The organism is Streptomyces sp. NPDC057280 (assembly GCF_042668605.1).
Lineage (GTDB): Bacteria > Actinomycetota > Actinomycetes > Streptomycetales > Streptomycetaceae > Streptomyces.
In genome coordinates this window covers 29,057-41,668 of sequence record NZ_JBHUYR010000002.1, presented here as the reverse complement: position 1 = coordinate 41,668, position 12,612 = coordinate 29,057, and the positions used below count along the sequence as shown (strand labels likewise).

Sequence of the window (12,612 nt, the reverse complement as noted above, 5' to 3'; positions counted from 1 at the left end):
CGATGGCCTCGGTGGCGAACTCCGCGGAGGGCGCCGGCGCACTGCCGACACCCTCCGCGTCTCCGCGCAAGAGCGTGACGCGGACCAGACTGTGGGTGGCGGTGCTGTTCCTGCTGCCCGCGCTGATCCTGCTCGGCGCGCTCGTGGTCTACCCGATCGGGTACTCGATCTGGCGCAGTCTCTACGACGCCGACGGCTCGAAGTTCGTGGGGCTGGGCAACTACGGCGACATCTTCAGCAACGACGCGACCCTGACCGCCGTACGCAACACGGCGATCTGGGTCGCGGTCGCCCCGGCGGTGGTCACCGCGCTCGGCCTGATCTTCGCGGTGCTCACCGAACGGGTGCGCTGGGGCACGGCGTTCAAGCTGATCGTCTTCATGCCGATGGCGATCTCGATGCTCGCGGCGGGCATCATCTTCCGGCTGGTGTACGCGGCGGACCCGGACCAGGGCGTCGCGAACGCGGTGGTGACGAGCGTGCACGACGCGTTCGTGGACTCCTCGGTCTATCCGAAGGCCCGGCCGAACGCGGCGGTGAGCGATCTGAAGCCCTCGGGCGGGGGTTCGTTCACGTCGACCGGCACCGTGCACGCGGGCACCCCGGCCCTGCTGCCGCTCGTCGGTATCGCCCCGAACCGGCTCCCCGGCAGCCCCGAGAACGCCAAGCCGGCCACCGGCGAGGGCATCGACGGCACGGTGTGGCTGGACTTCAAGCTGGGCGGCGGCGGCACGAAGGGCCAGATCGACGCCGGTGAGAAGGCGCTGAAGGGCGTGAAGATCGAGGCCGTGAAGGACGGCGAGGTCGTCGCCTCGACGTCGAGCGGCGCCGACGGCACCTTCCATCTGCCCGGCGAGGCGGACGGGGCTCAACTGAGGCTCCCGGGCTCGAACTTCGCGGCTCCCTACAACGGCATCGACTGGCTCGGCCCGACCCTGGTCACCCCGGCGATCATCGGGGCGTACGTGTGGATGTGGGCGGGCTTCGCGATGATCCTGATCGCGGCCGGTCTCGCGGGCGTGGACCGCAATCTGCTGGAGGCGGCCCGGGTGGACGGCGCCAACGAGTGGCAGGTGTTCAGAAAGGTCACGGTGCCGATGCTGGCGCCGGTCCTGGTCGTCGTCCTCGTCACCCTGATGATCAACGTGATGAAGATCTTCGACCTGGTCTACATCATCGCCCCGCAGCCCACCATGGACGACGCCAACGTGCTGGCGCTCCAGCTGTTCCAGTCGTCGTTCGGCGGCGGCGCGAGCTACGGCATCGGCAGCGCGATCGGCGTCATCCTGCTGGTGCTCGTGCTGCCGGTGATGTGGGTCAATCTGCGCCGGCTGCGGAAGGAGCGTGAGCGGTGACCACTCTCGACACGACCGTGCGCGCCAAGCGTTCCCTCGCCGCCCGGGTGGCGAGCGGGGCGGCGGGCGGCGCCCTGCGGATCTTCCTGATCTGCGTCGCGCTGGTCTGGCTGGTGCCGACCTTCGGCCTGCTGGTCTCGTCGTTCCGCGACCCGACCGACATCGCCGCCTCCGGCTGGTGGAAGGTGTTCAGCGCACCGGGCCAGCTGACCGCGCACAGCTACGAGACCCTCCTGAAGAACGAGACGATCACCGACTCCCTGTTCAACACCGTGTGGATCACGGTCCCGGCGACCCTGCTGGTGGTGCTCATCGGCGCGATGGCGGGCTACGCCTTCGCGTGGCTGGACTTCAAGGGCCGCGACACCTGGTTCATGGTCGTGGTGGGGCTGCTGGTGGTGCCGGTGCAGGTGGCGCTGATCCCGCTGACGGTGCTGTTCCGGGAGCTCGGGATCTTCGGCGACATCATCGCCGCGGTCCTGTTCCACGTCGGCTTCGGACTGCCGTTCGCGATCTTCCTGCTGCGCAACTTCTTCGCGGAGATCCCGAGGGAGCTCCTGGAGGCGGCGCGCCTGGACGGGGCCGGCGAGGCGCGGCTGTTCGCCACCGTCGTCCTCCCGCTCGCCGCCCCCGCACTCGCCTCGCTGGGCATCTTCCAGTTCCTGTGGGTGTGGAACGACATGCTGGTGGCGCTGGTGTTCACCAACGCCGACTCGCAGCCGCTGACGGTCGCCCTGCAGCAGCAGGTACGGCAGTTCGGCAGCAACATCGAGATCCTGGCGACCGGCGCCTTCATCTCGATGGTCATCCCGCTGATCGTGTTCTTCGCGTTCCAGCGGCAGTTCGTGTCCGGCGTCATGGCGGGCGCGGTCAAGTAGCGCGTACGGCAGTCAGGTTGACGTTTTCCGAGGGGCGGGCCGGCAGCGGTCCGCCCCTTCGCGTCCCCCGTATGCCGCAAGCCTCGTAACCAAGTCACTCCAGCGGCCGTTCCCGGGCCGAACGCCCGCGCCGACCCCTCCCCCATGGATGTGCCTTGCCCAGGTTCAGTGTCATCGTCCCCGCGTACCAGGTTCAGGCGTATCTGCACGAGTGTCTGGAGTCGGTGCTCTCCCAGTCGTACCCCGATCTGGAGCTGATCTCCGTCGACGACCGCTCGCCGGACGCCTGCGGGGAGATCGTCGACGAGTTCGCGGCCCGCGACCCCCGGGTGCGGCCGGTGCACCTCGCCGAGAACCGGGGGCCCGGCCCGGCGCGCAACGCCGGTCTCGCGGCGGCGACGGGTGACTACGTGGTGTTCCTGGACGGCGACGACACTCTCGCGCCGGACGCGCTCCGGGCGATCGCCGACCGGCTGAAGGAGACGGGCGAGCCGGACGTGCTGGTCTGCGACCACGCGGTCACCGACTGGCGGAGCGGGACCGCCCGCCCGGCGTCGGCGCTCCACCTCACCGAGCAGGGCCCGGCGCCGTTCCGCCTGGAGGACCGCCCCGGGCTGCTGGGGGCGACGACGGTCGCGTGGGACAAGGCGTACCGCCGGGAGTTCGTGGAGCGCGGGGGCTTCCGCTTCCCGCCGGGCCGCTACGAGGACACGCCTTGGACGTATCCGGTCCTGATGACGGCGGAGACGATCGCGACGCTGGACCGGGTGTGTGTGCACCGCCGGCAGCGCAGGCGGCAACGGCACACCGCCCTGGGCTGCTTCGACCTCTTCGACCAGTACGACCGTCTCTTCGCGTTCCTCGACCAGCACCCCGAACTCGGCGGCTGGCGGCCGGTGTTGTTCCGCCGCATGGTCGACCGGCTGACGGCGGTGTTCACCGACCGGCACCGGCTGCCGCGGGCTGCCCGCGCCGAGTTCCTGGGCAGGGCCCGCGACCACTACCGCCGCTACCGCGCCCCGGGCCACCGGGTTCCGGTGCGCGCACGCCTGCGCCACACCCTGGTCCGCCTGAACCTGCACCGCGTCTACCGCGCGCTGGAGTTGGCGAAGAGGCTCAGCCACCGGACCGCGGCCCGCGCCGTCCGCCTGGCCGGCGCCCTGCGCACCGCGTCTCTCCGGCTCCACTACCGCGCCCAGCTCCGCCTCCCGCTGCACGCGGACCGCGCGGTCTTCTCGGCGTACGGCGGCCGCGGCCACGGTGGCGACCCGGGCGCCCTGGAGTCGGCGTTCCGCGAGCTCGCCCCGCACATCCGCACCGCGTGGATCGCCGCGCCCGAGCACCACCACACGATCCCGACCGCCACCCGTCGGCTGCGCCCCGGCACCGCCGCCTACTGGACGGCGCTGGCCCGCTCCAAGTACCTCGTCGGCAACGGCGAGTTCGACCCCCGTCTGCGCAAGCGCCCCGGCCAGGTCGTCGTCCAGACCCGACGCGGCACGCCCCTCAAGCACATGGGCCTGGACCTCCTCGAACACCCCGCCGCCGCACGGGACTTGGACGTCTCGGCGCTCCTCGACGACGTCGACAAGTGGGACTACGTCCTGTCCGCCAACCGCCACTCCACCCTGACCTGGGAGCGCGTCTTCCCCGGCGGCTACACCGCACTCCCGTACGGCAGTCCCCGCAACGACGTGTTCCAGCGGGCCACTTCGCAGGACGTGCGACGGCTGCGCGAGCAGCTCGGCATCCCGGAGGGGACGGTCGCGATCCTGTACGCGCCGACCCACCGCGACTACCGCCGCACCCAGCGCCCCGGTCTCGACCTCGACCGCGTCCTGCGCCGCCTGGGCCCCCGCTTCGTCGTGCTGGCCCGCGCCCACCCCCGGTACGGGGGACCGCTCGCCGCCGACTCGGCCCGGGTGCTCGACGTCACCGGTCATCCGAGCGTGGAGTCCCTCTGCCTGGCCTCGGACGCCCTGGTCACCGACTACTCGTCCCTGATGTTCGACTACGCCCATCTCGACCGGCCGATCGTGATCCACGCCGCCGACGACGAGCACGCGGCGTTCGAGGCGGCCCGCGGCACCTACTTCGACCTGCGCTCCTTCCCGCCGGGCGCGGTCGCGCGCAGCGAGGACGAGCTGATCGACATCTTCGCCACCGGCCACTGGCGCGGCTCCCGCTCCACCCAGCTGCGCTCGGCGTTCCGCGAGCGTTTCTGCCCGTACGACGACGGCCGCGCCGCCGAGCGGGTCGTACGCCGTGTCGTGCTGGGCGAGACCGAGCTGCCGCCGGTCGTGCCGCTCGCCGAGCGGTTCCCGGTGCCGTCCGCGGCGGCGGAGCTGGGGCACTCCCCGCTGACGACGCTGCCGCGGCCGGCGTCGCCCGCCGCCGCGCTCACCGAGAACCTCTGACCCACCCCTGTCACCCGGAGTCCGTATGCCGTCCAGTCCGTCCCGGCCCACCCCGACCCGGCCGTCCACCTGGCGTCCGGCCGGGCGCCCCGGCCGCTGAGAGAAACGCGAAGGGCCGGTGCGACAGGCACCGGCCCTCACGCATGTCCTACGGCTGCCCGACGACTACTCGATGACGAGCTCGACCTCGATGTTGCCACGGGTGGCGTTGGAGTACGGGCAGACCTGGTGGGCGGTCTCGACGAGCTTGCGGCCGGTGGCCTCGTCGACGCTGTCGGGCAGCTCGACGCGGAGCGTCACCTGGAGGGCGAAGCCCTCGCCCTGCTTGCCTATGCCGACCTCGGCGGTCACCGCGGCGTCGCTGACGTCGACCTTGGCCTGGCGGCCGACGAGACCGAGGGCGCTGCCGAAGCAGGCGGCGTAACCGGCGGCGAAGAGCTGCTCGGGGTTGGTGCCCTGACCGTTGCCGCCCATCTCCACCGGGATGCTCAGCGGGAGGTCGATCTTGCCGTCGTTGGAGACGGCGCGACCCTCGCGGCCGTGGGTGGCGGTGGCGACAGCGGTGTAGAGCGCGTCCATGGAAAACCAGTCCTCTCGGAGGTCGTGACTCGGCGTTCGCGACCCGGGGCCGTGAACCGATGACCACAAGTAGAGCACACAATTCAGTTGTGCACAACTAAATTGCCTCCGAGAGCTATCCTGGAGGCATGACCACGCCCACGAGCGACTGGCTCCGCCTCGACCAGCAGATCTGCTTCTCCCTGCACGCCGCGTCCCGCGCCTTCAACGGCGTCTACCGCGTGATCCTCAAGGACCTGGGGCTCACGTACCCCCAGTACCTGGTGATGCTGGTCCTGTGGGAGCGGGGCGACCTGCCGGTCAAGAAGCTGGGCGAGCATCTGCGCCTCGACTCCGGCACGCTCTCGCCGCTGCTCAAGCGGCTGGAGGCGGCCGGCCTGGTCCGCCGGGAGCGCAGCGCGCGCGACGAGCGGTCGGTGGAGGTCCGGCTCACCGAGGAGGGCACGGCCCTGCGCGAGTCCGCCCTCCAGGTGCCCCGCCGCATCGCCGCCGCGACCGGCTTCGACGTCGACGAGATCCGGGCCCTGCGGTCCCGGCTGGACGAACTGACGACGGCGCTGGACGCGGCGGCGGTGGAGGAGAAGGCCTGAGCCTCAGCAGGCCGCTATCGGCATGTATGGGCGCTGATACGGCATTCGCACGGCTTACGATCCGCCGTGATGAACCGCCACCCCCTCCTCCTGCTGGGCGCCACCTGGCTCACCACCCGCGCCCTGATGCTGTGGCTGCTCGCCCACGACTCGCTGCCGCTGCTGGGCGGCGGTGGCGTCGCCCGTGAGGTGTGGCGGCTGTACGGCCACTGGTACGGCGTCCTGTCCGCCGGTGCCTTCCCCGCGCACGACCCGCTGTGGCAGTACCCGCCGGGCGCGGCCCCGGTCCTGCTGGCGCCGGCCCTCCTGCCCGGCCTGACGTACTTCCGGTCGTTCGTGGCCGTGACGCTCCTCGCCGACGCGGTGATCATGTACGCGCTGTCCCGCGCGGGCACGCGTCCGGGGCGCAGCCTGCGCGGCGCGGCCCTGTGGACCGGCGGCCTCCCGCTCCTCCTCCACGTCCCGCTCGCCCGCTACGACGTGCAGGTCACCGCCCTGGCCGTCCTCGCGCTGCTGACGTTGCCGCGCTCCATGCGCGCGTGCGGCGCGTTCGCGGCGCTGGGCGCGCTGGTGAAGGTGTGGCCGGTGCTGGTGCTGCTCGGCGTGGAGCGGGGCCGTGCGACGCGGTCGGTGGGGCGGTGGGCGGCGCTGACGGGAGCGGCGGCCCTGGCCGTTCTGCTGGCCCGCTTCGACAACCCCTTCGCGTTCCTGCGCCAGCAGGGTGGCCGGGGCGTACAGATCGAGTCGCTGGGCGGCACGGCCCTCGGCCTCGCGACCCACATGGGCTGGCCGGGCACGGTGCGCTACCAGTACGGGGCACTGGAGTACACGGGCCCGTACGTGTCCCTCGTCGCCCACGCCTCGCTGGCCGCCACGGCGGTGGCCTTCGGACTCCTCCTCCGGTGGCGGTGGCGGGCCCGGCACCGGGGCCCGGGGACCCCCTACGACGCGGCCCTCACGGCCGTACTCCTGTTCACGGTCACCAGCCGGGTGATCAGCCCGCAGTACATGATCTGGCTGCTGGGCCTGGCCGCCGTGTGCCTGACCTCGCGGCACACCGCCCAGCGGCCGGTCGCCGCGCTGATCGTGGCGGCGACGGCGGTCAGCGCGGTGGTGTATCCGGTGCTGTACGCCGAGGTGGAGGCGGCCACCTGGACGGGCTGCGCGCTGATGGTCGTCCGCAACGGCCTGCTGGTGTGGGCGGCGGCACTGTCGTACAGCCGCCTGTGGCGCACCACGACCGCCGGACGGGCACCGCTGCCCGCGCCCGCTCGTTCACAGGGCGGGTCCACAGGCGTCCGCGGCGGGGTGCCGCGCCTGGTTGACTGACAGCAGCTCCACCATGCTTCACCTGACGAGGGGACGGCCGTACATGACCTGGCTGATCACCGGCGGCGCCGGATACATCGGGGCGCACGTCGTGCGCGCGATGACCGAGGCGGGCGAGCACACGGTGGTGTACGACGACCTGTCGACGGGGATCGCCGAGCGGGTGCCCGACGGGGTGCCGCTGGTGGTCGGCTCCACGCTGGACGCCGAGCGCGTGGCGCGCGCGCTGACCGACCACGCGATCACCGGGGTGGTGCATCTGGCGGCGAAGAAGCAGGTCGGCGAGTCGGTCGACCTGCCGCTGCACTACTACCGGGAGAACGTGGAGGGCCTGCGCGTCCTGCTGGAGCAGGTCACCGCGGCCGGGGTGCCGTCGTTCGTGTTCTCCTCCTCGGCGGCGGTGTACGGCATGCCGGACGTGGAGCTGGTGACGGAGGAGACGCCGTGCGTGCCGATGTCGCCGTACGGCGAGACGAAGCTGGCGGGCGAATGGCTGGTCCGCGCGACGGGCCGGGCGACGGGCCTCGCCACCGCCTCCCTGCGCTACTTCAACGTGGCGGGCGCGGCGACTCCCGCCCTCGCCGACACGGGCGTCTACAACCTCGTCCCGATGGTCTTCGAGAAGCTCACGGAGCACGCGCCCCCGCGCATCTTCGGCGACGACTACCCGACGCCGGACGGCACCTGCGTCCGCGACTACATCCACGTGGTCGACCTGGCCGAGGCCCATGTGGCGGCCGCCCGCGCGCTGCGCTCCGCCCCCGGCCGCGAGCTCACCCTCAACATCGGCCGCGGCGAGGGCGTCTCCGTCCGCGAGATGATCGACCACATCAACGCCGTGACGGGCCACCACCGCGCCCCGAGCATTCATCCCCGCCGCCCCGGCGACCCGGCCCGCGTGGTCGCCTCCGCCGACCGCATCACGACAGAACTCGGCTGGAAGGCCAAACTCGACGTCCAGGACATGATCACGTCGGCCTGGGAGGGCTGGGTACGACTACATCCGGAGGCGGCCCGCGCCTGAGGACGGGGTCGGCTGCATCCGGAGCCGGCCCGGGACGAGGACGGCGTCGATTGCGTCCTGAGCCGGCCCGGGACGAGGACGGCGTCGGCTACATCCGGAGACGTCCCGTGATCGAGCGCGGCGGTCCGCCTCCCGGCTCCCGGCAGGCCCGCCGGATGACCGCCCCGGCGAGGCCGCCCCCGGCCGTGCCCTCGGCCCCGTCATCGGCCCGGCCGCCGTCGGGCCCCTGACCGCACCCTTCGGGTTCGGCCCCGAAGGGGTGCTTTCTCGGCCTAACCTGCCCGGATGACCACCCCCGGCGACACCGACCACACCCCGGACCGCACTCCCGACCACACCCCCGACGGCCCCCTCGATCGCGCCTCCGACCGCCCTCTCGATCCCGCCCTCGACCGCGCCCTCGGCTGCGTCATCGGCTCCGCCGTCGGTGACGCGCTGGGCGCGCCCTTCGAGTTCGGCCCCGAGGGTGCCTTCTCCGCACGGTTCCCGCGGCCGGGGCACGGCGGCGAGATGTGCGGGGGCGGCGGCTGGGACCCCGGCGAGGCCACGGACGACACGCAGATGGCCGTACTGACGGCGGAGTCGCTGCTGGAGTGCGGCGGCCTCGAACTGCCGGACGTGTTCCACCGCTTCCGGCGCTGGGCGGCCGCGGAACCGAAGGACATCGGCCTGCAGACCGAGGCCGTGCTGACGAGCGGCGACCCCTGGGACCTGGCCGCCGCCCTGCACTTCCAAACCAATCAACGGGCCGCCGGAAACGGGGCGTTGATGCGCGCGGCCCCCTCCGCCGTCCACTTCGCGCGCCAGGGACGGGAGGCCACCATGGCCGCCGCCCGCCGGCTCTCCGCCCTCACCCACGGCGACCGCGCCGCCTGGGAAGGCACGGCCGTCCTGCACGAGTCGATCCGCGTCGCCCTTTCCGGCGCCGACCCGCTGGCCGCGCTCCCGGCCACCCTCGCCGCCGTCCACCCCGACCACCGCGCCCGCTACGCCACCGTCCTGGCCCCCGACTGGCACCCCGACCTGGCGACGGAGTTCAACGGCGCCGTCTGGCCCTGCCTCGGCTCGGCCGTCTGGGCCCTGCGCACCACCGCCTCCTACGAGGACGCCGTACGCGCCGCAATCGACCTCGGCGGCGACACGGACACCGTCGCCGCGGTGACGGGGGCCCTGGCGGGAGCCGTGCACGGACTGGGCGCCGTCCCGGCACGCTGGACCGAGGCGCTCCACGTCCCGCTGCCCGGCTTCGGCGGCCGGACCTTGCGCACACCGGACCTGACGGAACTCACCCGGCGGCTCTGGAGCGGCGGAGCACCCCCGGCGCCGCGACCTACAGCGCCGATAGCGCCTACAACGCCTTGATCGCCGCCGCGGTGGACCGCGCCAGCGCGTCCAGGTAGCCCTTCGGCAGTTTCGGGCTGCGGATCACGACCGAGCGCCAGTACAGCGGCCCGGAGATCAGGTCGAGGGCCAGTTCGTCGTCGGGGCCCACCCGGATCTCACCGCGCTGCTCCGCCGCCACGATGATCTTGCTGGCGACGCCCTCCTGCCCGTCCCGCAGCGCCTTCTGCACGGCTTCCGCGATCTCGGGATTGCGCGCCGCCTCCGCCTGGAGGTCCGGCAGGATCTGCGAGGCCACGGGGTGCCGCAGCGCCCGGGACGTCAGCTCGTACAGCAGCCGCAGATCGCTCTCCAGCGCGCCCGTGTCCGGCGCCGGCAACCCTTGCACGGCGAGCGCCGAGACCACGTCCAGCACCAGGTGCAGCTTGGAACGCCAGCGGCGGTACACCGCCGTCTTGCCCACGCCCGCCCGCCGCGCGATGCCCTCGATGGACATCCGCGCGTAGCCGACCGCCGCGAGCTCCTCGAAGACGGCCGCCCGGATGGCTTCCGTCACGTCCTCCCGCAGGACGGCCGCCCCGGCGGGGGCCCGGCGGCGCGGACGCGTCTGAGGCTCGTCGGCGTTCGTCGTCATGCGGACCAGCATAGGGCGTTACGACGATACGGTCCCGTCCCCACGCAACGCGTCACGACGAAACGGTTGCGTTCCGACGCCCACTCGGCCTACGCTCACGTTGCGACGATACGGTCCCGTCCCGACGTAAGAGAACGCAAAGAGAAGCGTAAGGAAACGCCGGGCGCCGACCCCTTCCGTACCCCCCAAGTGAAAGCAGCGGATGTGAGCCAGGTCCTCCACACACCGCCCTCGGCACCGGCGCCCCCGGTCGAGGCCGACCTCGCGGCCCTCGCCGCCCGCCACGGCCTCTCGGTCAGCGGTGCCCGCCCGACCCTGCCCGAGTACATCCGGCAGCTGTGGGCCCGGCGCCACTTCATCACCGCCTTCTCCACCGCCAAGCTCACCGCCCAGTACAGCCAGGCCAAGCTCGGCCAGGTCTGGCAGGTGATGAACCCGCTGCTCAACGCGGCGGTCTACTTCCTCATCTTCGGTGTGCTGCTCGGCACCAAGAAGGGCGTGCCGGACTACGTCCCGTTCCTGGTGACGGGCGTGTTCATCTGGACGTTCACGCAGAGCTCGATCCTGGCGGGCACCCGCGCGATCTCCGGCAACCTCGGCCTGGTGCGCGCCCTGCACTTCCCGCGGGCCGCGCTGCCGATCTCGTTCTGCCTCCAGCAGCTCCAGCAGCTGCTGTTCTCGATGTGCGCCCTGGTCGTGATCCTGCTCTGCTTCGGGGTGCCGGTGGCGGTGTCCTGGGTGCTGGCGGTCCCGGCGCTGGCCCTGCAGTTCGTGTTCAACGCCGGTGTCTCGATGGTCATGGCCCGGCTCGGCGCCAAGACCCCGGACATCGCGCAGCTGATGCCGTTCGTCCTGCGCACCTGGATGTACGTCTCGGGCGTCATGTGGAGCATCGAGCACCTGGCCAGCAAGCACAGCGACTGGCCGTCCTGGGTCGTTCCCGTCCTCCAGGCCAACCCGGCCGCCATCTACATCGACCTGATGCGCTTCGCGCTGATCGACAGCTTCCACTCCAGCCAGCTGCCCGCCCACGTGTGGCTGATCGCGACGGGCTGGGCCCTGCTCGCCGGAGTCGGCGGCTTCATCTACTTCTGGAAGGCTGAGGAGACGTACGGCCGTGGCTGAGCAGACCTACGAGAACGCCCCGAGCGTCGACGAGAACGCCCCCACCGTCATCGCCGACAACGTCGACATCGTCTACCGCGTCAACGGCACCGGCGCCGGCAAGGGCTCCGCGACCGCCGCCCTGAACCGGATCATGCGCCGCAAGCAGACCGAGAAGGCGTCCGGCGTCCGCAAGGTGCACGCGGTGAAGAAGGTGTCGTTCGTCGCCTACAAGGGCGAGGCCATCGGGCTCATCGGCACCAACGGCTCCGGCAAGTCGACCCTGCTGAAGGCGGTCGCGGGCCTGCTCCCCGTGGAGAGCGGTGCCATCTACACCGACGGCCAGCCCTCCCTCCTCGGCGTGAACGCGGCCCTGATGGGCGACCTCACCGGCGAGCGCAACGTCTACCTCGGCGGCCTCGCGATGGGCATGTCCCGCGAGCAGATCAAGGAGCGCTACCAGGAGATCGTCGACTTCTCCGGCATCAACGAGAAGGGCGACTTCATCACCCTGCCCATGCGCACGTACTCCTCCGGCATGGGCGCCCGGCTGCGCTTCTCCATCGCCGCCGCCAAGGACCACGACGTCCTCCTCATCGACGAGGCCCTCGCCACCGGCGACCGCTCCTTCCAGAAGCGCTCCGAGCAGCGCATCCGCGAGCTGCGCAAGCACGCCGGCACGGTGTTCCTGGTCAGCCACAACAACAAGTCGATCCGCGACACCTGCGACCGGGTGCTGTGGCTGGAGCGCGGCGAGCTGCGCATGGACGGACCCACCGAGGACGTCCTGAAGGAGTACGAGGCCTTCACCGGCGACAAGACGACCACGAAGCCCAAGGCCAAGCCGAAGCCGAAGGCCGCCGTCTAGGACCGGCTGAGCGCCTCCTGCGGCACCGCCCACGTGCGCCGGACCAGGAACCGGAAAGCCGACGCCAGCACGAGGGACACGGCCTTCACGGCGTTCGACCCGAGCGGTCCGTGAAGGCCGAGGCCGTGATAGCCGACGTAGAACAGGCCGCTCTCCATCACCACGCCGATCCCGCGGAAGGCGAAGAACAGGGTGGGCCGCTCACCGATGCCCGCCGCGCGGTCGCGGTGGGCGAGGAGGCGCAGGCCCAGATAGTTCGTGAACACGGCGATGATGCTCGCGAGTACCGTCGCCACCAGTGCCTGCCGGTCGAGCCCGTGCAGCAGCACATTGAAGACGGCGAAATTCACCACGGCACCGCCGCCGCCGACAACCCACGCGTTCACGGCTCAACTCTTAGCGGGAAACGGTAATTCGTGGCCCTTCCCTTTGCCTAAAGCAAGCCAAGAAAAGGGCGCCCCGAGCCGATTCCCGGCCCGGGGCGCCCTGTTGC

At 71.8% G+C, this 12,612-nt stretch carries 12 protein-coding genes; 9 read left to right on the top strand and 3 right to left on the bottom strand.

Going from position 1 to position 12,612, the window contains the following annotated elements; all coding sequences use genetic code 11:
• Nucleotides 1-2: 2 nt before the first annotated feature.
• The 3 genes from ACFUO4_RS10805 (at nt 3) to ACFUO4_RS10795 (ending at nt 4,650) form a co-directional block, all read left to right on the top strand.
• Complete coding sequence (locus tag ACFUO4_RS10805; RefSeq protein WP_383482505.1) at nt 3-1,355, top strand: carbohydrate ABC transporter permease; 1,353 nt, start codon at nt 3-5, stop codon at nt 1,353-1,355.
• The gene (locus ACFUO4_RS10800) at nt 1,352-2,233 is read left to right on the top strand and encodes a carbohydrate ABC transporter permease (RefSeq protein WP_383482502.1); all 882 of its coding nucleotides are present in this window, start codon (nt 1,352-1,354) and stop codon (nt 2,231-2,233) included. Before ACFUO4_RS10805 ends, ACFUO4_RS10800 begins: the two co-directional genes overlap by 4 nt.
• A gap of 155 nt (nt 2,234-2,388) precedes the next feature.
• Nucleotides 2,389-4,650: a CDP-glycerol glycerophosphotransferase family protein gene (locus ACFUO4_RS10795; RefSeq protein WP_383482499.1), complete on the top strand. Its 2,262-nt coding sequence runs from the start codon at nt 2,389-2,391 to the stop codon at nt 4,648-4,650.
• Between the two features lie 165 nt (nt 4,651-4,815).
• On the opposite strand, the gene ACFUO4_RS10790 is transcribed toward ACFUO4_RS10795, so the two are convergent.
• On the bottom strand, nt 4,816-5,229 hold the full coding sequence (locus ACFUO4_RS10790; protein WP_079311838.1) for an organic hydroperoxide resistance protein: 414 nt from the start codon (nt 5,227-5,229) through the stop codon (nt 4,816-4,818).
• A gap of 128 nt (nt 5,230-5,357) precedes the next feature.
• Here ACFUO4_RS10790 and ACFUO4_RS10785 point away from each other — a divergent pair, with 128 nt between their 5' ends.
• From ACFUO4_RS10785 to ACFUO4_RS10770, 4 genes are all read left to right on the top strand, one after another.
• Nucleotides 5,358-5,819, top strand: coding sequence for a MarR family winged helix-turn-helix transcriptional regulator (locus ACFUO4_RS10785; protein WP_079311837.1), 462 nt, complete (start codon nt 5,358-5,360; stop codon nt 5,817-5,819).
• Nucleotides 5,820-5,888: 69 nt separating this feature from the next.
• Nucleotides 5,889-7,148, top strand: coding sequence for a glycosyltransferase 87 family protein (locus tag ACFUO4_RS10780; RefSeq protein WP_383482495.1), 1,260 nt, complete (start codon nt 5,889-5,891; stop codon nt 7,146-7,148).
• Between the two features lie 43 nt (nt 7,149-7,191).
• Nucleotides 7,192-8,172: a UDP-glucose 4-epimerase GalE gene (galE, locus tag ACFUO4_RS10775; RefSeq protein ID WP_079311835.1), complete on the top strand. Its 981-nt coding sequence runs from the start codon at nt 7,192-7,194 to the stop codon at nt 8,170-8,172.
• 285 nt (nt 8,173-8,457) lie between these two features.
• On the top strand, nt 8,458-9,534 hold the full coding sequence (locus ACFUO4_RS10770) for an ADP-ribosylglycohydrolase family protein (RefSeq protein ID WP_383482492.1): 1,077 nt from the start codon (nt 8,458-8,460) through the stop codon (nt 9,532-9,534).
• Here the strand turns inward: ACFUO4_RS10770 and ACFUO4_RS10765 are convergent.
• Nucleotides 9,521-10,159 (bottom strand): TetR/AcrR family transcriptional regulator C-terminal ligand-binding domain-containing protein, encoded by a 639-nt coding sequence (locus ACFUO4_RS10765; protein ID WP_179143561.1) that lies wholly within the window; start codon nt 10,157-10,159, stop codon nt 9,521-9,523. The genes ACFUO4_RS10770 and ACFUO4_RS10765 overlap by 14 nt on opposite strands.
• Before the next feature lie 192 nt (nt 10,160-10,351).
• Here ACFUO4_RS10765 and ACFUO4_RS10760 point away from each other — a divergent pair, with 192 nt between their 5' ends.
• On the top strand, nt 10,352-11,272 hold the full coding sequence (locus ACFUO4_RS10760; protein WP_059192157.1) for an ABC transporter permease: 921 nt from the start codon (nt 10,352-10,354) through the stop codon (nt 11,270-11,272).
• Nucleotides 11,265-12,119, top strand: a complete 855-nt coding sequence (locus ACFUO4_RS10755; RefSeq protein WP_383482487.1) for an ABC transporter ATP-binding protein — start codon at nt 11,265-11,267, stop codon at nt 12,117-12,119. Before ACFUO4_RS10760 ends, ACFUO4_RS10755 begins: the two co-directional genes overlap by 8 nt.
• Here ACFUO4_RS10755 and ACFUO4_RS10750 read toward each other — a convergent pair.
• Nucleotides 12,116-12,505 (bottom strand): GtrA family protein, encoded by a 390-nt coding sequence (locus ACFUO4_RS10750; protein ID WP_079311832.1) that lies wholly within the window; start codon nt 12,503-12,505, stop codon nt 12,116-12,118. The genes ACFUO4_RS10755 and ACFUO4_RS10750 overlap by 4 nt on opposite strands.
• Nucleotides 12,506-12,612 lie beyond the last annotated feature (107 nt).